Origin of the sequence: Maridesulfovibrio sp. (assembly GCF_963666665.1) — a bacterium.
GTDB lineage: Bacteria > Desulfobacterota > Desulfovibrionia > Desulfovibrionales > Desulfovibrionaceae > Maridesulfovibrio.
On record NZ_OY762999.1, the window covers coordinates 2,138,038 to 2,159,889 of the forward strand.

A 21,852-nucleotide genomic window follows, 5' to 3' on the forward strand; every position below is an offset into this window, starting at 1 on the left:
GGCATTTACTGCTAACAATCGATTCTTGAAGTAGCACTACTACCCCAAAGCCCGCGTTAGCATAAAATGACTAAATCCATAATACTCTCCACCATTGCCGCGATATTAATCCTACTGCCTACAATATCTGTTGCGTCTTCCCCATTAATCATTACTCACTCTTCAACCATGCCCCCTCTGGCTTTCATTAACAAAGAAGGGGCACCGGACGGAGTTCTTATTGATTTCTGGAAAGAATGGGCAAAACAGATTGAAGTAGAAATTGTGTTCAATCTTCAACCATGGAAAGATGCTGTACAAGACACTGTAAGTGGCAATGCAGACATTAACGGGGGTATGTTTTATTCTGAAAGTCGTGCCCAAAAAATGAACTACGGCGACTACCTCTTCCAAATCAAGGGGAGTCTTTTTGCCACTCCTGACATTATAGTTGATAATACAATTATAGAAGGACAAAGCTGTGGGGTAATCAAGGCTGACTATTCAAAAATTTACATGGAAAAGCATTACCCTTATACCCAGCTAATGCTATTCAATTCAGCAGCTGAAATGTTTAATGCAGCAGTAGAAGGAAGGGTTAAAACATTTGTCGCTGATTACCCTGTAGCAATCTATCTTCTTAGTGAGCTGGGAATTGCAAATTCATTTGAATGTGTTCAGGACTTATACACAAGAGAGCTATATCCCACGGTGAGCAAGCAGAAATCAGACTTGATCAAACTAATCAACCTGAATATGGCGGCGATTCCTCAAGAAAGAAAAAAAATAATCATAAATAAATGGCTGGACTTTACCCCCGGCAGCAATAATCATCGCAAGACAGCCGGAATAATTACTATTTTAGCACTCATAACGATATCTTACATACACCGTAACGAAATTAAAACAGCCATCAAATTCGTTAAAGACAAATTAGTATAACAAGCTAGCTGCCTGCAGAAGCGGACCAATCAATCGACAACGCCGTTACATCGTCATCAAAAACAGGACGAGTACCGGTCTTTTCTTCCAGAATATCCTCTATGGAATCAAGATGCAGAGAATTATTCAGCATCAACTCTTCTGCTATTTCCACAAACGGCTCAAGACTGAAATAGTCGTCGTTCATACGCCACTCGTAACAACCATCGGTAAACAGAAACAACCGCAAGGATGAACTAAAACGACACTCCGAAAGAACACAGTTAACAGGAAAGAAACCTAAGGGCGGCACCTCGGCCACCAATGGATCACTCATTTTTCCATCCAGCATTACCAGCGCAGGACAATGTCCGGCACTCATATATTTCATCACACCGTTATTGAAATCTATATCGGCAGCAAACAAGGTAACGAAATAACTGTCCTTACCGATGAGATCAAGAAGATGTTCATTGATTTGATTCAGGCTCTCTGCAAGATCATTATGGTTTGCTCCATCAGCCTTAAAAAGGGTGCGCACGATAGCCATAATGAAGGCAGCCTGAGGACCATGCCCGGAAACATCAGCCATTATAACCCGCACGACTCCGTCCTTCAGCCCGAACACATCATAATAATCACCGCTTGCACGACCAGACGGACGATACATGCTCTTAATATCAAGACCCTGAATTACCGGAATAACCGTCGGCAACAGTTTATCCTGCAATCTGGCGACAAGCTTAACTTCATCATCAATGATATCGTAGGCTCGCTGTAAGCTGGTATTAGCTGCCTGAAGCTGACGTGTCAGCATCACCTGCCTTATGGCGACCCCAACTCTGGCCTTAAGTTCCACCACATGGAAAGGCTTTGTCAGATAATCGTTAGCTCCGCTGTTAAGCGCACGGGCTTTAATTTCCTGTTCATCCTGTCCGGTAAGAACAATAATTATCACTTCCTGATCGTCGATCACGTTGCGAATTTTCTCAATGACATCAAAACCGTCCATGCCCGGCATAAGCAAATCAAGCAGGATCACACTAGGCCGGACCTTCATGTATTGAGCAATACATTCAAGCCCGTCGGATGCGGTTTCAACATCATAGTCGCCTTCAAGCACCCGGGTCAAAAAATTCCTCATGGTTGCAGAATCATCTACTACCAATATTTTAGGAATATCTTCGGCCACCTTTACATCAAGGGAACTATCGCTCACCTTAGAACCTCCGCTAACTTAACAATCCTAGGACATACCCAACAGCACAGCCAAGGCTTCACTTCTATTGTATATTTCAATTTCAAATTGAAGTTAGCACAACTCGAACTGATTATGTAGTATAAACAAGCTCATAATTAAGAATCGCGAGATTCACTGTTTCCGGCAGAAACTTCAGGAAAGAGTCCCCAACAAATATCAGCAGTATTGGATGAACTTACACCTAACATCTTCGTTAAGTACGCCAATCCGCAAACATTAATAGACCTTCCTTCCGCAGCATGGCATTCAATAGATTCACTTATAAACTCCAATGCTGCAGAAACGTTATTAATTTCCATAATAACATCTTCAAATTGTTTATTCATTGATATTTCCTACCTTTTAATTATTTCAATACAGAAAAACAAACGTAGAAATATATACAAAAGACTATTCTGTCCACATAATTATGAATTTTTATCAATAGATTCACCTATTTGCAATGCTAATTCTATTTTAATATTTTTAAAAGTTTTATTTACTGCAAAGTACAAACAGACAAAATCAGCAAAACTACATACAGGCGCAAACATAAGCACATAAAATTATCAATTAAACACATTCACCAGACACATAACATAAACAAACCACGATCATATAACAATAAAACATCTATTTTTCAAACAAGGCAATCCTTACACTATACATATAGCAAAAGAGTTCCATGTATAGCTCAACACAAAAAACTAAGACAAAAGAGCAAGCAATGTTATTTAAATTTTCAAATTTTAAAATATCGGAAAATAAAAAGCCGAGGCACATACATATTATGCCTCGGCTTTCTATAAAATATATTCAGCAGAAAAAATACGAATCCTAATGACTTTTCTTCAACTCATAATTTTAAATAGATACGGTCTCAAAGTATAACTTTGAAAGATCAAACATCAAAGCTTTTCCTGAGAGAGAAGAGTCTTGACCGCTAAGTATCTTCAAAATTTCACCACATTGAATACCTATAGCAGTAGTAATTGCCGGAACAGGAGTTCCCAATTCTTCCTCAAGGCCATTACTAGAGCCAAAAAAGTCCGCAGGAGAATTATCTCCCGGAAATACTGTAGACACTATACCGGCCCAGCCTGCTACAGAGGCTGTCACCATCGGGATTCCCAACCTTGTGGCCGCACTTTTCAGCTTTCCCCTGTACTCAAGACCTCCCAGACAATCTGCAACCAGATCAGCTCCTCTGATGAATGATTCAAAATCATCATCAAGAAACTCTGGACGGACCTCTAAAAAGACAGCAGGGTTAACTTCCCTTATCATCTCAAAAGCTGCTTCACTCTTCTTGCTGTATAGAGAATTCTCAACGGCAAACCTTTGCCTGTTAAGATTGGAAGGTTCAAAGCTATCCCCATCACAAGCCGTAATATGCCCTACTCCGGCACGAGCCAATGACTCAAGCAAATGACCACCAAGACCGCCTATACCGACCATGGCCACCTTTGAAAAAAACAACTTCCGCTGCTCAGCAGCGGAAAAAGTACTAAGATTACGTGCGTACCGTTCAGGAACAGCCCCATGATTATAAACAGCCTTTTCAACGCAATTCATATCCAACCCCAGATCCCGGGAGATTTTCCTAAGAAGTACATGCGGAGCAATAAGAACCTTTTCACCGGAGGCAAAACACTTTTCCATGAAATGCCCTTCAAGCATTTCTGACACTTTGATATCTATCTTCATAATTCCCCCTGTAACATTCTTTGATAAACTTCATACCCGGACAAGTCAAAATCAACTGAATAGTCATCAGCGACAGATGACACTTTGTTAAAGCTTTGATAGTGCTTTGCACATGGAAGAAATAATAAACAATCTCTCCTGTATTGCACGTGAAGCCGGGGCTGCCATTATGAATGTCCGCAGCAAAGGTTTCGACGTAAAAAACAAGGAAGATAAATCTCCGGTTACTGCGGCTGATCTCGCCTCCAATGAGGTCATTTCAAAACGTTTGACAGCCCTGTATCCTGATATTCCCATACTATCCGAAGAGGGAGTCAAAATACCTTTTGAAGAGAGAAGAAATTGGGATCAATTTTTCCTCATAGATCCTTTGGACGGAACCAAAGAATTTATCAAGGACAATGGTGAATTCTGTGTCTGCATCGCCTTGATGCGCAACAACCGTCCGATCCTCGGAGTTGTTTACGCACCGACACAAGACGCGCTCTACACCGGAAGCACCGAGACAGGAGCGCAAGTCAGCAGAAATGGCGAGCCTCCCGTAGCTATCAGCACGCATCCTCCTGCTGAAAACGAAGGACTCATCGTGGTTGGAAGCAGGTCACATCCTGCGCCGGAACTTGAGGAATATCTGGAAACGCTCAACGTGAAAAGAATGACTCCGGCAGGCAGTGCAATCAAATTCTGCCTAGTAGCAGAAGGCAAAGCACATCTTTACCCCCGCTTCAATCCTACGATGGAATGGGATACAGCTGCCGGACAAGCGATCGTCGAATCTGCGGGCGGTTCTATGTTCGGATTAGATGGAAAGGAATTTCCCTACAACAAAGAAAACTTGAGAAACGCAGGCTTTATTGTCAAAGCCTGATCAAGGAAGAAACATGAAATATATAGTACTGACCGGACTGCTTCTGTTAGGAGGCTGCACATCATGGCATAATCCAAGTCTGGACCTTTCTGTAAACAGAAGTGAACGCTTTGCCGCAGACCGCGCCGAATGCCTAGAAAGATCACAAAAAGCGACCAACTCCGCCCCGGACAATGACCTTCCCCAAAGGACTTACACACAGGATCAGGATTTTTACGCCAAGGAAGTCAAAGCCTTCCAGCGCTGTATGAATGCGAAAGGCTGGATCAAAAAATAAAAAAAGGGGATGTTAAACATCCCCTTTTCGTTAATCACGCAACTTGAAATAGTCTTCTTTTGCTCCCCGGAAGGAAACCTTTCCATCATCAATTTCGAGAACATGGGAAATTGACGGGATCAATTCTTCTCGATGGTGAGTCACGTAAACCATTGCTACTCCGGCCTTAGCGAGCAATTCCAATAATTGGTAGATCTCAAGGCGGGATTCTTCATCCACTCCGGCCAGCGGTTCATCAAGCAGTAGAACATCCGGACCTGAAATCAGTGCACGGGCAATAAATGCCTTACGCAGTTGCCCGTAAGAAACCTGTTCCATAGGTCGATTCGCCAAATCCTCAATACCGAAGAAACGCAACCACTCCCAAGTCTTCTCACGCATCTCATCAGAAATTTCATCCAGAATTCCAGCTGATGCAAAGAACCCGGAAAGAACCACATCAAAAATAGGAATAGGCTTACCCACAGCCTCACCGAATGAGGCCTGCATGGAAGCGGAAACCATACCCATGCGTCCACGCACAGAACGCAAACTATCTCCCCTTTCTGGCAGACGTATCATTTCATCTTCAGCGGCATAAGCTGCGGCATCACCGTAAAGCAAACGCAAGAGAGTGGACTTCCCGGCACCGTTACGCCCCAGAACGGCCCAGCTTTGACCGCCGCACATTTCCCAATCAATATTGTGCAGCACAGTCTTCCCTAGAAAAACCACACTTGAATCGGAAAGCTTAAACAAAATCCGACCCGGTTCAATACTGTTTACTTCCGGAGGGGTCCGCTTCAATTCCTGAGGAGCTGCACAGGAAACCTCACGCCCAAGTTCGTCCCTACAACGATCAATTTTTCCTTCACGGATATACAAAGTTTTATTAACGCAGGAAGGCAGTTCCTCCTTGCGATGAGCGGAACAAACAATAGTTGTTCCGTTGGCAGCAGCAATATCAATTGCCCGGATCAACTGCTCACGGGACTGCTGGTCTATCCCCTCAAGGAATTCATCCAGAATAAGGATTTCCGGTTCAGCCATAAGGGCGCGCGCAATGAGAATCTTACGTCCTTCACCTCGGGACATTTTAACCATGCTGCGCTTTGCGAGGTCCAGCATTCCAAGCGATTCCATAAAATCACGGACCCGCACATACTCCTCATCGTCTGCAAGACGATATAGAAATGGAGTATTGTCCTTTCCAGCCAGAACAACTTCTTCACCGGTTACGTCCCAGGCCAGCTTCTCAAAAATATCCTGATGCTCAGGTGAAATCATGCGGTAACGCTCAAGCGGCTCAAGTGGGCTGTGAACGCTCTCGCCCTCAATGCAGAATTCCCGGCTGGTATCATCATCAGGCCAGACTTCTCCGGCTAAAATCATCATCAGGGTAGTCTTACCTGCGCCGTTAGGCCCCAGTACAGCCCAATGTTCACCGGAATGGATATCCCAATTGATACCCTGCAACACCGGACCACGATCCAATGTAAGTGAAAGATCCTTCATGGAAACCAATTTACCGCTCATGCCAACCCCGCTTCGCCTTATACTTAAGCTTTTAAAATATAAACTAATATTTATGATCAGGGCTAAACTTCTACTACTTAAAAAAAGCGAGCGCAAGTTGTCCTCCTGATTACGGATGAAAAGAAAATACAGGTGGTTGATATATTTCCCAATTCTTTTTATATGTAAATAAAATCATTAATCAATCAGCCAGGGAATCACATGAAGAAACCTTCCGGCCGACACATTTTCCTACTAATCAGTGCAGCATTTCTCCTGCTATGCCCCCTGCTGTTACACGCAGCGGACTTCAAAATTCCAGCCTATCTCGGACGGGCCAACAATCCCTACATCCTGCCGGACGCAGACGGTCCGGGCTTCTTCCAGTGCACAGCTATCGGCCTTGTTACCGGAATGCTCAGTGCGGTAATCGGTGCAGGCGGAGGACTGCTGGTTGTTCCGGCACTGATGACCGCAGGAGTGAGCGGCATCTACGCTGTCGGTTCGGAAATATTGCGGCTTTTTATCTTCAGCACAATCCAAAGCCTGCGCATGAGCATCAACCGCCGTATCAAATACACACTGGCCTTGATCATGACTGTCGGCACACTGCTTGGAGGGCTTGCCGGCTACACATTATGCAAAAAGATATTCATTGCCGACCCGGCTGGAAATGATGTCTTTATCTCATCCATGATCGCCCTTTGGCTTATCGTATATTCATTCATTATTATTCCGGACTTCCGTGAAGCTGCACAAAAGTATGCGCTTGAACTCCTACGCAAAGAACAGGAAAAGAATCGGGAACAAGATGCAATAAATACCCAAGCTTCCCCTCCCGCAGCACAGCCGAAGAGTGAAGAAAAAAAGCCAGAAGGAGAAGCCAAAGAAGGAACGGAAGAACAAGCGCAACCTCAAAAGGAAAAAGTACCGGAGCCAGAACCGGCCCCCGAACCTGAACCGCAATTTGAAGATGAATTGTACCCGGATGAAGAGCCTTGGGAAATTGCCCGCAGCATGCGCAATATGAAGCTGCCCCCATACATCAAATTTCCCTCAACTCTAAAAGAGGCAGAAACAGACGACCTGGAACCGGCTGTAATGAGACGTGACGGGGAAGAACCAGATCTGGACAAAGCAGGAGAAGAAGACAAAACTGAAAGCATCCCGGTCCTACCAATCTTTTTTTTGACCGTAGTTGGCGGTTTTTTTATGGCCATGACCGGATCTGGCGGGGTAATCCTTACCTTTACCGTTATGACCAAAGGGTTTGCCTGCGTGGCGGCACTTGTTGCCGGAACCGATCTGGCGCGGCTGGCCCTTTCAACTGGCGGATTATCAATGTCGACCTATGGGTTGAACGGATTCATCAATATCTACTGCATAACTGGACTGGTTTTCGGAACAATAACCGGACTTCATATAGGCAGCAAGAGTCTTAAGAATATCCTGCCCTACCGGGTCAAAGGACTGGTTGCCCTGCTGGTAGTTTCGGTCATTATCAACCGCATACTGGCTATCCCCGCCCTGTTGCGCAAGGCAGGGGCATCCATCGATCCGGGACTGGTCTCAACCTTTAATTCAAGTGGATCATATATCCTGCTGATCGGAGCCGGAATTTTTGGAGGCTGGATGTTATTCGCCTTTCTGGGCGGGGTGTACAAAGCCTTGCAACCGGTGGAGGAATTGGAGGAAAAGAAATGACCTACTCCATTAAAACCCTCATCATTGCGGCCATGCTCTTCATTTCCAGCATACTTATAGTCGGTGCTATGCACCTGCCTTTGTTTAACGGTGCTGACGGATTTGAAGCCATGGAATCCACCTTCAATTCACTGCGCAAGGGAGTAAAGCCTCCTTTCGATAAAATCGAGGCTGAAAATAAGCAATTTTTAGGTAAAAATTTCAAGACCACACTCGTATTCCGGGACAATGATGAAGCCCGTATTGCAACAATGATGTTCCTGCGTAATAAGCTGACCGTTACTCCCAAAGGGCGCAGGGTCAACATTCAGGGCGACCTCGGATACACTCTCAAATTCTTCATGGATGACATTTACCTGCTCTACTTTAACAGGTTCGATGCCTTAGAACGTAGATATTCCATGCCTGCAATTCAGGCCATGTATTACCTTAACCGGATATTGCAAAAAATGTCTGGCGCCATGGCGACTCAAAAACAAGACAAGCCGGAAATGCTGATCAATAAAATCCGCCAAAAGCTGCTCATTCCAGCTTACAACCTGCGTGAAGCATTACCGGTCAGCCAGACATCAGGCTTTGCATATCTTGCATTAGGAACATTAGGAATACTTCTGTTTGCCGTCCTCTGGGATATGTCCAATTTCTTTTTTTTCGGCACTCTAGCTTCCGAAGATTTCATGAAAAGCGTGCGTATCAAACTAGGCCGTGAATTATCGGATGCCCAGAAGAAAGCACTTGCCGCCAAGAAAAAAAGAGCGGCCAAAGCAAAGGCCGCAAAAAAGAAAAAAGGGGATCAGGGCCAAAAGATTAAAAGCACGCGCACCAACAGAGAAGCACTGCAGAAGAAACCTGAACCGAAAGTCAAACAAGATTCCGCCGGCACTGCTGAAAATAAAGCTGTTAAAAAGGAAAAATCAGCCCCGGTACAAGCAGAAAAACCGCGCCCTCAAAAGGGAGCGGCCCCATCAGGTGAGCAACAGGCAAAGAAAGTACTCAAGAAGAAAACTGCTGAAGCCAAAGCAACAACAAAACAAAATCAGGCTGCGTCCGGCAAGGAAAAAGCGGCAAGACCGGCGGAGCAAAAGAAACGCCCGGTCACAAAAGACGCTAACGGCAAACCTGTAAAATCAAATACGCCCGGCAAAAAAGTAAAAGAGCCCACTTCACAAACCAATAGCAAAAAAGTAACTACTCAACAGGGGAGAAAAGAAGCTGCAGCAAAGCCCAAACCGGAACCGGGCAAAAAACAGGTAAAGAAGCCTGCCGTAAAACCGGTAGCAAGCAAACCGGAAGAAGCTAAGCGAGCGGCTAAAAAAGAGATAACACCAGATGAGCAGTAACAATCCGAAAGTCCCTGTCGCCTTTTTCCGTATCCTTGAATATGAATCCACATTTCTGGATACGGCAGTAGCCATGACCTTGGAGGAATGCGGGTTTAAAGTTAACCTCGGCACCAAGGTGCTGGTTAAGCCCAATCTGGTTTCCTCCAAGAATCCACTGGCCTGCACACATCCTAACGTGACTCTTTCCCTGTGCCGTTACCTCAAGGATTGCGGAGCACAGATCACAGTTGCTGACTCTCCGGGATACGGCAGTGCCGCGCAGGTCTCCAAGGCCATCGGCATGACTGACGGCTTGAAAAAGATGGGACTGAAACCTAAAAGTCTCGGTCGCCCTACCCCGCTCAAACTTTCCTTCGGTGAAACCATCGGCATATCACGTGATGCCCTTGAATCGGACATGATCATCAACGTCCCCAAACTGAAGGCCCATGGACAGTTCGTGGTCACCGGAGCAGTGAAGAACCTTTTCGGCACGGTGGTAGGTTTCCGCAAAGCCTACGCTCATACGCGTTTTGGGGAAACACCCGGACTGATGGAAAAGATGATCATTGAAGTGGCCCAATCCATGCCCTTGGCCTTCAATTTAATGGACGCCATTTATCCCATGCATGAAACAGGACCGATCAGCGGCAAGCCCTACTCCATGAGTTTGCTGGCAGGATCAACCAATCCCTTTGCCCTTGATACTGCCTTATACATGCTGCTGGGCTTGAGCCCCAAAAAGATACTCCTCTGGCGGGAAACCGCACAGCAGAAAATACGTGGCTATGACCCGGACCACATTAAATATGTAATCGAACCTCCTGACGACTTTGACACGACGGATTTCAAAGTTCCTGAGCAACTGAGTCCTATGGAATTTGAACCTGTCCGCTTTGTAAAAGGACGCATCAAATCCTTCTTAAGCAGATTCGGATAAACAATTTTCGCCTCCGGCGACTTAAACCCTTTTATTATGCTTCGCAGCTTCCACTGACAGCTTGTACAATTTTTTAGCAAAGTGATTTTCATACGATGACCGACAACAGAATTTCCCGAAGACTGCTCACTGTCACCGGACAGGTGCAAGGCGTTGGTTTCAGGCCCTTTGTTTACAAGACAGCTCTCAAGCATAACCTTTCAGGCACAGTCCTTAACAGCCCGGAAGGGGTGCTCATAGAATTGCAGGGAAGTGAAGATGCGCTCAATGGCTTTGACCAAAGCTTCAAAAACGACCTGCCAAGACTGGCCCATATAGTTTCGCTGGAGAAGAAAAATCTCGAAGTTGTCGAAGGAGAGGAACAATTCTGCATTCTGGCCTCAACAGCCGGGGAAGGCCATTGCGTTCTGATCAGCCCGGACGTGGCAACCTGCCCGGACTGTTTTGCGGACATGAATGATCCGCAGAACCGCCGTTACGAATACCCGTTCACCAACTGCACTAATTGCGGACCGCGCTACACAATTACCAAATCAATTCCCTACGACCGCCCGGTAACTTCAATGGCCTGCTTCGAACTCTGCGACGACTGCCGCACTGAGTATGAAAATCCATTAGACCGCCGCTTCCACGCCCAGCCCAATGCCTGCGCTGATTGCGGCCCGAAAGTATGGTTGACCGATAACGAGGGTAATGATCTTGCCGGACCGGAAACAGCTCTACGCGAACTGGCAAAGCTTCTGACAGAAGGAAAAGTTGCCGGAGTGAAGGGGCTCGGAGGTTTTCATCTTGTCTGTGACGCATCCAACCCTGATGCCGTACGCACCTTACGTGAACGCAAGAACAGACCGGACAAACCGCTGGCTGTAATGGTCCCTGACGTAGAAGAAGCACGTAAACTCGCCGACCTCACAGCCAACGACATTGAGCTTCTGGAAGGTTTGCAGCGCCCCATCGTTCTGGCACCCAAAGGCGATAATTATTCCCTTGCGCCTGAAATAGCACCGGACACAGGCTTCATCGGTTTAATGGTGCCCTATACCCCTTTGCATCAGGTACTGCTCAAATATTTCGCAGCCATGAATGATTCAGGTCTTCCGTCAGCGCTGGTCATGACTTCAGGCAACATGAGCTCCGCTCCCATCTGTATCGGGAACCGTGAAGCCTTGAAAAGACTACCGCATATAGTAGACGTATTTCTCTTCCATAACCGTGACATCCTTATTCGGGTAGATGATTCTGTAGCCCGTTCCGTACCCGAATTTAGCGGCGAGCCCGAATCACGCACAGTCTTCATGCGCAGAGCCAGAGGCTACACACCCGCCCCGGTTTTCCTTGCGCAAAACGGCCCCTGCGTTCTGGGGACCGGACCGGAACTCAAGAATACCCTTTGTTTGACCAAAGGAGATCAGGCTTTCAGCAGTCAGCATATAGGGGACATGCAGAACCTTGAGACCGCAAATTTCTGGAAGGAAATACGCCAGCACCTGCAATCCATCCTCAAGGTCAAACCGGAACTTATCGTCCACGACCTGCACCCTGATTATCTGACCACAGGATTTGCCGAAGAAATTTCACAGACTGAAGGTCTCGAAACAACAGCACTCCAGCACCATTATGCCCATATCCACGCTGTGCTTGCTGAGAACAAGCATCAGGGTCCTGCGCTGGGGCTGGCCCTCGACGGAACCGGACTAGGCGAAGACCGCACCATCTGGGGCGGAGAATGCCTGCTGGTGGACAATGAAAAGCTGGAGCACAAACGACTGGCCCGTTTCACACACCTGCGCCTTCCCGGTGGAGAGACAGCTGTACGCGAACCTTGGCGTATCGCCCGTGCAGCAGCAAAGGACCTCGGCCTTGATGCTGACCTTGTTCATGTTCCGAATCAATTTCGTAGCGGCCTGAAAATGTTCGATCAGGTCCTTGAAAAGAACATCAACTGCCCGCCCACCAGCAGTTGCGGACGCCTTTTTGACGCAGTCTCAGCCATGCTCGGACTCTGCCATGCCATATCTTACGAGGGACAACCGGCAATCATTCTCGAGAAGATTCAGGATATGAATGAGCATAGAGCTTACGATTGCCCGCTCGATCAAACTGCCGAACCATACGAAATCCGCACCTGTGAACTTTTCAAGCAGGCTTTCACAGATTTTCAAAACGGAATATCCCCCGCAATCATCAGCCGCCGTTTCCATCGCGGCCTGATCTTGGGACTAGCTGATTGCGCTGAGCAAATTGCCGACCAAACCGGAATCAAAACGGTAGGCTTAAGCGGCGGGGTCATGCAAAACCTGACCATCGCCGTAGAACTTCCCATAGAACTCCAAAAGCACGGCCTGACCCCGCTTGTCCACCGCTACCTGCCGCCCAACGACGGATGCATCTCGCTGGGGCAGGCTGTTTATGGGCAATTGCTACTTAATAATCGGTAATCATTAAAAATATTGCTTTTGAATAACATTTACTATTGTCTTTCAATTATTGCTTTACAATAGTTTTGACTATTGCTTTACAATAATTTAAAAACAATAGTTATGAGAAACCCATTCCATACCGACATACTGGAACCTGACCAGCCTTTTTGCAATCGCGTAGATGAACTGCGCGACTTAACCAGCCATGGGCGAAACGGCATGAACGTTGTTCTTTTCGCACCAAGACGCTACGGCAAAACTTCACTGGTCAAACGCGTGCAGCACCGTTTGCGCGCTGAAAATATCTGCGTGATCTACGCCCAGTTCATGCGCCTTGTTTCAGTGGAAGATCTGGTACACAGACTGGCTAAAGCCCTCATCAGCGGACTTCATGAATATGAATCCATCTTCGAAAAAGGAAAAAGGTGGCTAAGTCACTTCCCTTCCATCCAGACCACTTTCACCATTGATCCGGCTACCGGTATGCCGTCCTTGGACGTCCAGATGACAAAACGGCAGGTCGATCCCATGGTTGCCCTTGAAACTATCATGGAGGAAGTAGGCAGGTTTCTCGAAAAGGAAGATTTTCAGGTCTGCATCGCGCTGGATGAATTTCAGGATATTGTGGATATCAAAGAACCGCGCGTTGAAGCCCTGCTCCGTGAACACATCCAACGTCACAAGGCTTCGTACATATTCCTCGGCAGCCGCCGCCGGGTGCTGCTCGATATTTTCAACAACCGGGGCAGACCATTCTACCAGAGCGCAATCATGATGGAACTGGACACCCTGCCCAAAAATGAATGCGTTGAATTCATCGTGGATCAGTTCGCACAGGCCGGGAAGGAATGTTCAGCAGAGGCAGCTGTCGAGATAGCCCGGAAAGTGGAGCAATATCCCTACTACCTGCAAGCACTGGCTTACCGTGCATTTGAACTCTGCGACAAGGAATGCACTACTGCTGACGTTGCCAGAGCATACGAAACCCTGCTCGAGAATGAACGCTACGGCTATCAGGGTATCATTCAGGGAATCAGCACCGGGCAACTCAAACTGCTGCGCGCAATTGCCGTAGAAGGGGAAGCCCCGCTTACTTCAAACAGCTTCCTACAAAGCCACAACCTGACCCTCGGCGGGGTCCAGTCCGCACGCAAGTTTCTCAGTGAGCAGGACTTGATTGAGAAAAAAGAAAGCGGACATTGGGGGATTGTTGACCCTGTTTTTCGGGCTTGGTTGCAGCAGGCATTTTAAACCTATAAGAAAAACAACATAACTAATGAAAGTGTACGAAAAATAGTTGGGGCATTACTAATTATCTCGCCCCTAAAAGCGTTTTCTCTTCTATAGCTTTATTCAAAACCCCAGAAATATCCACTATTAGCGTTGTACCGTCTCAAATCGAGGAAAATAAAATTAAAGCCCCGTGCTCTACCGAGCGCGGGGCTTTTTACTGTAAATTGTAATTAAGTATTCCTACCAACCCTTGTGGCTCAGAATATCCTTAACTTTTTCCTCGGTCTTTTCTTCCACGAGGATCATTTTCTTGGCCTGTGCTTTCTTGATCTTATCGGTCAGCACGTTAATGTCGGCGGGCTTTTCAACAAAATCCATTGCGCCGAGCTTCATAGCCTCGATGCCTTTCTCTACGGTTGCATGACCGCTGAGCAGGATAACCTGCATTTCGGGTCTAGACTTTCTGATATGCTTAAGAGCTTCGATACCATCAATTCCGGGCATCTGGAGATCAAGCACAATTGCATCGAAAGTTTCAGAATCAACCTTGTCGAGAGCTTCCTGCGGATTGGTACATGCGGTTACATTCATTCCGCGCAGTTCCATGCGTTCAGCCAAACCTTCAACAAATTCCTTTTCGTCATCAACCAGAAGTACTTTTTCTGCCATCTTTTTCTCTCCACCTGCATGAAGCAGTTTAAAGTAATTAAAAATTAAGAGTTAATATATTGTCCTGCGGGACATATGCGGGTTCGGCGCCCGCTTTAACGGATATTGATTCAAGCTCGGCCAGCTGTTCATCAGAAATTGCTTCACTCAATCCTGAAATTGCAACGGCCTTAACGCCGCCTGCGGAGCTTACCTCGATGCCGAGCTCTCCATCCCTGCCGGCACTGTCCATGGAATACTCAAGGGCTTTAGCCATGAGCATCTGAATGGTGAACGGGTCGCCTTTACCGTTAACCTGTTCGCCCTCTTTTAGAGTTATTGTGACACACTTGCGTGAGGCAATGCGGGTCAACAGGGAAATTACCAGTTCCGTGAGTTCGCGGAAATCAACATCGCATACCGGAAGATCCACACTGTGGGCAAACCGGTTCATATTTTTGATGATTCCATCACCTCTCTTAACCTGACCCTGAATTTTCTCCGCCAGTTTAATCAAACGCTGGGGATCAAGTTCCATGCCCTGTGCAGCCATGAGTGAGAAATCCTGCAACAGGCCTGCATCTTCATTGATGATAGCCAATACGTTTTTGAGATCATGGGAAATGGCCGCGCTGATCTGCCCGAAAAAGCAGAGTCCGTCACGATCTTTCTGCAATGCTGATGCTCCCATGCGATACTCCTTATGGATGTTTATTTGGAACCAAGAGCCTGATTGATTTTTTCAACCAGATCTTCAATCTTAACGGGCTTGACCAGATAACATTCTGCTTCGGCTGCTCCCGCCTTGTAATCATCTTCAGAACCGTGGCCTGAAAGAAAAATATATTTCATACCTGAACGAATCTTATTCAATTCGGCCCGCAGCTCCAGCCCGCTCATGCGGGGCATTTTCACATCCAAAACCGCGAGGTCGTACTCATTATTTTTAACCTTGTCTATTGCTTCCGCCCCGGAACAGGCCCAATCAGCATCAAATCCCCTAAAGGAAAGTCTCTCCGCCAACGCTGAAACCAGTTCTGATTCATCATCAACCAATAAAATTTTCATCGACTAACTCTCCCCATTTATATTGGGAACAACAGGCAGTATGAAGCTGAACTCAGTACCTTTGCCCAGTTGACTCTGAACTTTCATTTCACCGCCAAGGTCCTGTACCAGACCGTAGGTAATGGATAATCCCAGCCCGGTTCCGCCTGATTGCTTTTTAGTTGAATAAAACGGTTCAAAAATTCTTTTCAGATCTGATTCAGGAATACCGCACCCGTTATCCTTCACTGAAAACAGCACTTGCCCTTCATCCTCACGCTCAACCCTGATACTCAGGGCACCACCGTCTTTCATGGCCTGAAAGGCATTGTTGATCAGGTTCAGCAAAACCTGCTCAAGCTTACCACGGTCAGTAACCACTTCATAAATTTTATCGTCCACATCCACATTGACATCAATACAGCGGTACTCCGCTTCCTTATCCAAAAAACTAAGCACGGTTTCAATCACCCTGCGGGGATAGACCGGACGAAATTCCATATCGGTCTGGCGGGAAAATCCCAGCAGTCGCTTGGTGATCCGTCCGCAACGCTCAACAGAACCGAGAACGGAATCCACGAGTCCAATCACCCGTTCATCTGCATCGTACGCTTTGCTGAAAGTGAAAAGATCTTTAAGCAGCCCTGCTTTTTCATTGATTATAGCCAGTGGATTATTAATCTCATGAGCCACTCCCGCAGCCAACCTTCCTATGGAAGCCATACGGTTATGGTGTTCCATCTGCCTCAAGGCCTTGGAACGTGTCATGTCTGCGATGTAAATGCGATCCACCAGATAAGATGCAACAGCCCACATAACCAGAATGATGACGGCAATACTGATGATGGTGAACCATGTCACCGTATCGCGAGAGCTCTTCCAACTGCCCATATACTCCGCTTCAGTCTTCACATAGAGAAGCACGAAGGGAGTATTTTTGAGATAGGCATAACCAACAATAGCCGGAGCACCCTTGCGATAAGAAATTTGTTCAACCTTGGTACGGAAGGATTCTTCGGGGAGTTCAAAACCAATCTTTGAAAAAATATCACCGTTCCATTTGGACGGAGTCTGCAGAATCCCTTCCCTGTTCACCAGAAAGACGTCTTCCCCTTCAGAAAGGATCAATGAAGAAAGGATTCCGTTAAACTGCTTAGTATCCAGAGTTGCACGCAGAATCTTAAAATGATTGGTTTTCTCGTCAAGCATATGCTTTAAGGCAATGACAAGGTGAGGACTGTCACGAAAGCCCAGAAAAACCTCACTGATGTAAATACCCTGCTCCACTGTCTGTTCGAACCAGTCCTGTCCTGCATATTCCCGGCCCTCAAGATTGTAAGGACCTACGTAGGCAACCTGTTTACCGGCCTTATTAATAACACCGAGATCAATGAATCCGCCGAAACTTTTTTTCAAAGAATTCAGCATTTCACCCAGTTTATCAGGATCATGGAAAGAGCGGAAATCATGCAGTTCAACCAGCAGTTGTAATGCTGATTTCCGCTCCTCCAGAAAGTAGGAAACCGAACGGCGGGTATTGGACGTAGTCCTTGCCGCCTCCAGGGTATTTTCAGATATGATCGCTCCCCGGGTGACGCTGAAGTCGATGGAAGCCATGATCAAAATGGGAACAAGAGATACCGCAACAAGGATTCCGATACAAAGCTGCCAGATTCGCTTGTAGTCAAACAGCTGCTTGTAAGGTCCGGCGGACTTGGGGTCCGCATCCCAGAATTCCGGCTTGAATATTCCCTTTATGTTCATGTCCAGCCCCGGAGAGGTTATTGATTAAGAGTTACGCACCTTGGCGTAAGCGTCCTTAAGAGTCTTGCTGAGCACATCGATATCCACAGGCTTGTTCAGGTAAGCAAACGCGCCGAGCTCCATACAGGTCTTGCGGTCGTCTTCGGAACCGTGACCGGTAAGGATGATGACTTCGATGTTGGGACGGTCGGACTTAACACGACGCAGAACCTCAATACCGTCGATGCCGGGCATCTTCAGGTCAAGGATCATTACTTCAGGTTCATCTTCCTTAACTACATTAAGTGCAGATTCACCATCGTAAACAACTGCTGAACCGAGATCACGCAGCAACAAACGTTCAGACAGGGTCTTAACAAATTCACGCTCATCGTCAACCAGCAGGACACGGGAAGGAAGTTCGAAATCCATGCGGCGATAGATATCAGCCTCATAGTATTCCTTACCGAAGGTCACATCCACACTCTTGACGCCTTCCAAAGGCTCGGCGATTTCGCGCAGGTCCTTTTCAAGACGCTCAACCATGAGAACTTTCTTATTGATGGCGAGAGTTACCTTGCCATCCTCAGCACTGACGAGAACGTTGTGCCCTTTCGCTACCAACGCAGTCTCAACCTGGGCAGCAAGCAGGAAATTCTGAACAGCCTGTCTGGATGCTTCAGTAACTTCCACAGCTGCGTTATTCAGCTGTTCCTTGATCAGGGCCACAGATTCATCAGCACCGGTCTTATCTGCAGGGATAATCATATCGTACAGAGATGAAGACCAGGGATCATTCTTCCCGGTTATATCGCGAACCCATGTGGCACGCTCTTCATCACTATGATGAATTTCTTTTTCAGCCTCGCTTTTGGAAAGCCCGGACTCGTTACGGGCGGTTTCCACCCTCTTCTGCAGGTCGTCGATAATGCAAACCTTTAAGATATGGCTGATCTCCTGAGACAAGAGCTGGGTAACCATACCTGAGACAAGCAGGGCCTGACCTTCGGCGAGTTTTTTAGCAAGAGCCAACCGGAGCCACGAAATAGCACGTTCTTTTTCATGGCTGAACTTATTGAAAATGGAAGTCTTGGGAGAAAAAGCCTTAGCTATGGCCTTTTCACTCATTCCTCCGAGCGCTGCAGCATCAGCCACGAGGTCGCCATCGGTAACAAGCTTGAAATCAATGTCATCGATCAAGCGTTTTACAATGGCATCAGCCTGACAGAACAGACCGCTGAAGATAAATAGATCTGACATTAGCAACCTCCACTAGGCGTTACCGCGGACACGGCAATATGTTGTGAGCGGACAATCATCCTCAGTACCGTCATGGTGAGCTTGAGCATGAGTTCTACAGAGTGCACTGTCGGTATCCGCAAACACATGATCTCTTCCAATTTTCTCAAGTAAATGAGTCCTTCCAAGCACATCCATTACACTCTCGTTTACGCCGGAAAGAGAGATATCCCTTCCACCGCTTCTGACAGTATCGACAATCAGAGAAAGAGCTTCTTCGCCGGATGCATCAATATCGTTAATACCGCTGCAAACAAGAATTATATGCTTCAATTTAGGCATATTCATCAGTCGATCGGTAATCTGATCTTCAAGGAAGCTGGCATTAGCAAAGAACAGGGGACCGCCAAAGCGAACAATCGCAATATGGTCACACTCACGCAGGCCATGAATGCTTGCATCACACAACACCTCGTCCTCTCCTTTCGACAGGTTTGAAACGCGCGGGCGCATGCTCTTATAGAGGAATACACCAAGCGAAAGGGCCACACCGATCATGATACCCTTATCAAGGTGCGGTGCAAAGGCAAGAGTTGCAATAAATGAGATAATTGAGATAGCGCCGTCATATTTCTGGGCCTTCCATGCATGGATAAAACCGGAAGCGTTGATCAGCCCGATAACAGCCATCATGATAACAGCAGCCAGTACAGCCTGCGGCAGATGGTACAGCAGCGGGGTGAAGAACAACAGGGTGACAGCCACGATGGCGGAGGTGAATACACTTGAAAGTCCGGTTACAGCACCGGCCTGCAGGTTAACTGCGGAACGGGAGAATGAACCGGAAGCAGGATATGCGGAACCGCAAGCACCAAGCATGTTCGCAAGGCCCTGACCGATAAGTTCCTGGTTGGGGTCAAGTCTCTGACCGGTCTTAGCCGCCATAGCTTTTGCAATGGAAATAGCTTCCATAAAACCGAGCAGGGAAATGATGACCGCAAAGGGGAGCAGCTTAAGTATAACCTTAAGATCAAGAGTAGGAACCGCAATTGCGGGAAAACCGGAAGGAACGTTTCCGACAACAGCACCGCCGCCCATCATTTTCAAAGAGGTGGTATCGAGTAACTTGTTGCCGACTTTTACACGCCAGGTACGTCCGTCTGTGGTTACACCCTGAGGAGTTTTGCCCTGCACATAAAAAGTTATGGAACCGTCGGCCTGCTCCACACCGTCAAAGAGGATGTGACGCAGGGAAGCACGCAGTTCATGTGACTTATGTTTAAGAACATTAACCTGATAGTTGACTACGGCAAGGTCATGCTCTGCATCGTAATAGCCGATCTGGTTCTTGTCTGCCTTGGCTTTGTCTTCAAGGGCAGCAATTTCAGTACGTTTAACCGCAAGTTCTTCAATACCGGAAACAGACTTGTTGAAGTCAGCGATAAGAGCCTGAACCTCAGTATCCTGAATAGCGGAAACATCAACTTTTGCATCATGATTAAAGCCGGTGGCCCATGAAAGAAGAGTAGTTATCACAACCGCGCAAAGCACGTTGGGAATCTTGGGGTTAATCCGTTTAAGTCCGACCATGATAGCGAAGGCCAGAATACCCATACCTAGAGTAGGTAGATGGGTATAATGCATTGCGCCCTTAATGACCCTCATAATTGTTTCAAAATGAAGTTCAGCTTTATCCACGTATACGCCGAACATCTTTGAAAGCTGGGAAGAGGCAATGATGATAGCCGCTGCGTTGGTAAAACCGTTAACAACCGGGTGGGAAAGGAAGTTAACAACCAGACCGAGGCGCAACACGCCAAGCAGGAACTGGAAAATACCAACCAGCAGGGCCAGCAGCAATGCATAAGCGATGTAACCTTCGCTGCCTGCAGTAGCAAGAGGCTCAAGGGAAGCTGCGGTCATAAGGGAAACAACTGCAACGGGACCGGTAGCGAGCTGTCGGCTGGAGCCGAACAGAGCTGCGACCATGGGAGGAAGCAGAGAGGCGTAGAGACCGTAGTAAGCAGGCATCCCTGCAAGCTGCGCATACGCCATGGACTGGGGAATAAGAACCAGTGCAACGGTCAGACCGGAAATAATATCCGCTCTGAAAGCCGCTCCGCTGTACTTTTTGAACCAGCCCAGAAAAGGAAAAATTCTAGTAAGCATGAGATAAACACCCCTAGTTAGGTTTCAACATCCTGCGGACGGACCTGATCAATTCGTTGTACAGGGCACCCGCATCATAGAGATTAAAATTCTTGAATCTCACTAAACCATCGACCATCGTGAATATGATAAGTGCACTCTTTCGCGGGTTAACGTCTCCGATGGAGCCATCATCCAACCCCTTTTGGATAGCCTGCTCAAAAAGGATGACCAGGCAATTATAGATGGCTTCAAGGTTTTCCCGGAATTCAGGTCGGCTTTCGGCGAACTGATAAAGAAAGTGTCGGTGTAAAAGCAGAAACTGATATTCCATCCGTCCAGCAAGAAGAAGGTAAAACGCAACCACCTCTTCCATCATTTCAAGGCCTGTACCCGGGGCATGCTGCTGCATATGAGCCTCGAATTCCTCCAGTATGCGAGCCTTTGTTGCCTCAAGGATCGTCAACAGGAGATGCTCCTTGTTCTTGAAGTGATAGAAAATGGTACCTTCCGCCGCTCCGGTCATTTTGGACAGTTCCTGCATGGAAGTGTCTGCAAATCCCTTATTGGCGAAAAGGATGGTGGCAGCCTCCAGTATTGCCGCCTTCTTTTTGGACATCTTGGTCATTGTTTCTCCTCTTAAAAAACCGACTGAGCACTCAGTCGAATAAAAAATACTCTGAATCGCGGTTCAGTGTCAACCCGTACTTTTTTTCACAAATATGGAACAAATAACAACATAAACATTTAATATATATTAAATTATTTACTCTATTTCACTGTAAATTTCTTTGATATTTTTTTCACATATCTCATTTTTCACTCAAAAACTGAGCTACTACTCGGTTTTAATTGACAAATTATTTGTGATTTTTCAAGAAAAACTGAGTGCGCACTATAAAAAAATACCCGTTTTGCCTCA

19 protein-coding genes are annotated in these 21,852 nt (G+C 46.9%); 8 read left to right on the forward strand and 11 right to left on the reverse strand.

From position 1 onward, the window contains the following. The first annotated feature begins 66 nt into the window (after positions 1-66). The gene (locus ACKU40_RS09900) at positions 67-921 is read left to right on the forward strand and encodes a transporter substrate-binding domain-containing protein (protein WP_320176335.1); all 855 of its coding nucleotides are present in this window, start codon (positions 67-69) and stop codon (positions 919-921) included. Positions 922-925: 4 nt separating this feature from the next. On the opposite strand, the gene ACKU40_RS09905 is transcribed toward ACKU40_RS09900, so the two are convergent. From ACKU40_RS09905 to ACKU40_RS09915, 3 genes are all read right to left on the reverse strand, one after another. Beyond that, positions 926-2,119 carry a fused response regulator/phosphatase gene (locus ACKU40_RS09905; protein ID WP_320176336.1) on the reverse strand — a complete coding sequence of 398 codons (1,194 nt, stop codon included), beginning with the start codon at positions 2,117-2,119 and terminating at the stop codon, positions 926-928. A gap of 137 nt (positions 2,120-2,256) precedes the next feature. Next, a complete protein-coding gene (locus ACKU40_RS09910) occupies positions 2,257-2,487 on the reverse strand; it encodes a hypothetical protein (protein ID WP_320176337.1) in 231 nt (76 codons plus the stop codon). A gap of 517 nt (positions 2,488-3,004) precedes the next feature. Continuing rightward, complete coding sequence (locus ACKU40_RS09915; protein WP_320176338.1) at positions 3,005-3,847, reverse strand: ThiF family adenylyltransferase; 843 nt, start codon at positions 3,845-3,847, stop codon at positions 3,005-3,007. 112 nt (positions 3,848-3,959) lie between these two features. On the opposite strand from ACKU40_RS09915, the gene cysQ reads away from it, so the two are divergent. Next, entirely contained in the window at positions 3,960-4,715 is a 756-nt protein-coding gene (gene cysQ / locus ACKU40_RS09920; RefSeq protein WP_320176339.1) for a 3'(2'),5'-bisphosphate nucleotidase CysQ, read from the forward strand. A 13-nt stretch (positions 4,716-4,728) separates the two neighbouring features. Further along, positions 4,729-4,992, forward strand: a complete 264-nt coding sequence (locus ACKU40_RS09925) for a hypothetical protein (RefSeq protein WP_320176340.1) — start codon at positions 4,729-4,731, stop codon at positions 4,990-4,992. Between the two features lie 30 nt (positions 4,993-5,022). Here ACKU40_RS09925 and ACKU40_RS09930 read toward each other — a convergent pair whose 3' ends face one another. Further along, positions 5,023-6,507, reverse strand: a complete 1,485-nt coding sequence (locus ACKU40_RS09930; RefSeq protein WP_320176341.1) for an ATP-binding cassette domain-containing protein — start codon at positions 6,505-6,507, stop codon at positions 5,023-5,025. 201 nt (positions 6,508-6,708) lie between these two features. Here ACKU40_RS09930 and ACKU40_RS09935 point away from each other — a divergent pair, with 201 nt between their 5' ends. The 5 genes from ACKU40_RS09935 (at position 6,709) to ACKU40_RS09955 (ending at position 14,123) form a co-directional block, all read left to right on the forward strand. Continuing rightward, entirely contained in the window at positions 6,709-8,190 is a 1,482-nt protein-coding gene (locus ACKU40_RS09935) for a TSUP family transporter (RefSeq protein ID WP_320176342.1), read from the forward strand. Further along, positions 8,187-9,530, forward strand: a complete 1,344-nt coding sequence (locus tag ACKU40_RS09940; RefSeq protein ID WP_320176343.1) for a hypothetical protein — start codon at positions 8,187-8,189, stop codon at positions 9,528-9,530. The genes ACKU40_RS09935 and ACKU40_RS09940 overlap by 4 nt, the downstream gene beginning before the upstream one ends. After that, positions 9,520-10,452, forward strand: coding sequence for a DUF362 domain-containing protein (locus tag ACKU40_RS09945; RefSeq protein WP_320176344.1), 933 nt, complete (start codon positions 9,520-9,522; stop codon positions 10,450-10,452). Before ACKU40_RS09940 ends, ACKU40_RS09945 begins: the two co-directional genes overlap by 11 nt. 95 nt (positions 10,453-10,547) lie before the next feature. Then, positions 10,548-12,890 carry a carbamoyltransferase HypF gene (gene hypF, locus ACKU40_RS09950; RefSeq protein ID WP_320176345.1) on the forward strand — a complete coding sequence of 781 codons (2,343 nt, stop codon included), beginning with the start codon at positions 10,548-10,550 and terminating at the stop codon, positions 12,888-12,890. A gap of 102 nt (positions 12,891-12,992) precedes the next feature. Continuing rightward, the gene (locus ACKU40_RS09955) at positions 12,993-14,123 is read left to right on the forward strand and encodes an ATP-binding protein (protein WP_320176346.1); all 1,131 of its coding nucleotides are present in this window, start codon (positions 12,993-12,995) and stop codon (positions 14,121-14,123) included. A 222-nt stretch (positions 14,124-14,345) separates the two neighbouring features. On the opposite strand, the gene ACKU40_RS09960 is transcribed toward ACKU40_RS09955, so the two are convergent. From ACKU40_RS09960 to ACKU40_RS09990, 7 genes are read right to left on the reverse strand one after another with little or no spacing between them, the layout of a single operon-like run. After that, positions 14,346-14,774 (reverse strand): response regulator, encoded by a 429-nt coding sequence (locus ACKU40_RS09960; protein WP_015851018.1) that lies wholly within the window; start codon positions 14,772-14,774, stop codon positions 14,346-14,348. 37 nt (positions 14,775-14,811) lie between these two features. Further along, entirely contained in the window at positions 14,812-15,444 is a 633-nt protein-coding gene (locus ACKU40_RS09965; protein ID WP_320176347.1) for a sensor histidine kinase, read from the reverse strand. A 20-nt stretch (positions 15,445-15,464) separates the two neighbouring features. Then, a complete protein-coding gene (locus ACKU40_RS09970; RefSeq protein ID WP_320176348.1) occupies positions 15,465-15,821 on the reverse strand; it encodes a response regulator in 357 nt (118 codons plus the stop codon). 3 nt (positions 15,822-15,824) lie between these two features. Beyond that, positions 15,825-17,564 carry an ATP-binding protein gene (locus ACKU40_RS09975; protein WP_320176349.1) on the reverse strand — a complete coding sequence of 580 codons (1,740 nt, stop codon included), beginning with the start codon at positions 17,562-17,564 and terminating at the stop codon, positions 15,825-15,827. A 24-nt stretch (positions 17,565-17,588) separates the two neighbouring features. Next, entirely contained in the window at positions 17,589-18,803 is a 1,215-nt protein-coding gene (locus ACKU40_RS09980) for a response regulator (protein WP_320176350.1), read from the reverse strand. A 12-nt stretch (positions 18,804-18,815) separates the two neighbouring features. Further along, positions 18,816-20,951 carry a SulP family inorganic anion transporter gene (locus ACKU40_RS09985; RefSeq protein ID WP_320176351.1) on the reverse strand — a complete coding sequence of 712 codons (2,136 nt, stop codon included), beginning with the start codon at positions 20,949-20,951 and terminating at the stop codon, positions 18,816-18,818. Positions 20,952-20,964: 13 nt separating this feature from the next. After that, positions 20,965-21,558 (reverse strand): TetR/AcrR family transcriptional regulator, encoded by a 594-nt coding sequence (locus tag ACKU40_RS09990; protein WP_320176352.1) that lies wholly within the window; start codon positions 21,556-21,558, stop codon positions 20,965-20,967. Positions 21,559-21,852 lie beyond the last annotated feature (294 nt).

Bases quoted from the DNA above. Each gene is read 5' to 3' on its own strand.
- ACKU40_RS09965 (WP_320176347.1), bottom strand. From the start codon at position 15,444: ATGGGAGCATCAGCATTGCAGAAAGATCGTGACGGACTCTGCTTTTTC.
- ACKU40_RS09940 (WP_320176343.1), top strand. From the start codon at position 8,187: ATGACCTACTCCATTAAAACCCTCATCATTGCGGCCATGCTCTTCATT.
- ACKU40_RS09900 (WP_320176335.1), top strand. From the start codon at position 67: ATGACTAAATCCATAATACTCTCCACCATTGCCGCGATATTAATCCTA.
- ACKU40_RS09955 (WP_320176346.1), top strand. From the start codon at position 12,993: ATGAGAAACCCATTCCATACCGACATACTGGAACCTGACCAGCCTTTT.
- ACKU40_RS09960 (WP_015851018.1), bottom strand. From the start codon at position 14,774: ATGGCAGAAAAAGTACTTCTGGTTGATGACGAAAAGGAATTTGTTGAA.
- ACKU40_RS09980 (WP_320176350.1), bottom strand. From the start codon at position 18,803: ATGTCAGATCTATTTATCTTCAGCGGTCTGTTCTGTCAGGCTGATGCC.
- ACKU40_RS09910 (WP_320176337.1), bottom strand. From the start codon at position 2,487: ATGAATAAACAATTTGAAGATGTTATTATGGAAATTAATAACGTTTCT.
- ACKU40_RS09935 (WP_320176342.1), top strand. From the start codon at position 6,709: ATGAAGAAACCTTCCGGCCGACACATTTTCCTACTAATCAGTGCAGCA.
- ACKU40_RS09925 (WP_320176340.1), top strand. From the start codon at position 4,729: ATGAAATATATAGTACTGACCGGACTGCTTCTGTTAGGAGGCTGCACA.
- ACKU40_RS09970 (WP_320176348.1), bottom strand. From the start codon at position 15,821: ATGAAAATTTTATTGGTTGATGATGAATCAGAACTGGTTTCAGCGTTG.
- ACKU40_RS09945 (WP_320176344.1), top strand. From the start codon at position 9,520: ATGAGCAGTAACAATCCGAAAGTCCCTGTCGCCTTTTTCCGTATCCTT.
- ACKU40_RS09975 (WP_320176349.1), bottom strand. From the start codon at position 17,564: ATGAACATAAAGGGAATATTCAAGCCGGAATTCTGGGATGCGGACCCC.
- hypF (WP_320176345.1), top strand. From the start codon at position 10,548: ATGACCGACAACAGAATTTCCCGAAGACTGCTCACTGTCACCGGACAG.
- ACKU40_RS09990 (WP_320176352.1), bottom strand. From the start codon at position 21,558: ATGACCAAGATGTCCAAAAAGAAGGCGGCAATACTGGAGGCTGCCACC.
- cysQ (WP_320176339.1), top strand. From the start codon at position 3,960: ATGGAAGAAATAATAAACAATCTCTCCTGTATTGCACGTGAAGCCGGG.
- ACKU40_RS09985 (WP_320176351.1), bottom strand. From the start codon at position 20,951: ATGCTTACTAGAATTTTTCCTTTTCTGGGCTGGTTCAAAAAGTACAGC.
- ACKU40_RS09930 (WP_320176341.1), bottom strand. From the start codon at position 6,507: ATGAGCGGTAAATTGGTTTCCATGAAGGATCTTTCACTTACATTGGAT.
- ACKU40_RS09915 (WP_320176338.1), bottom strand. From the start codon at position 3,847: ATGAAGATAGATATCAAAGTGTCAGAAATGCTTGAAGGGCATTTCATG.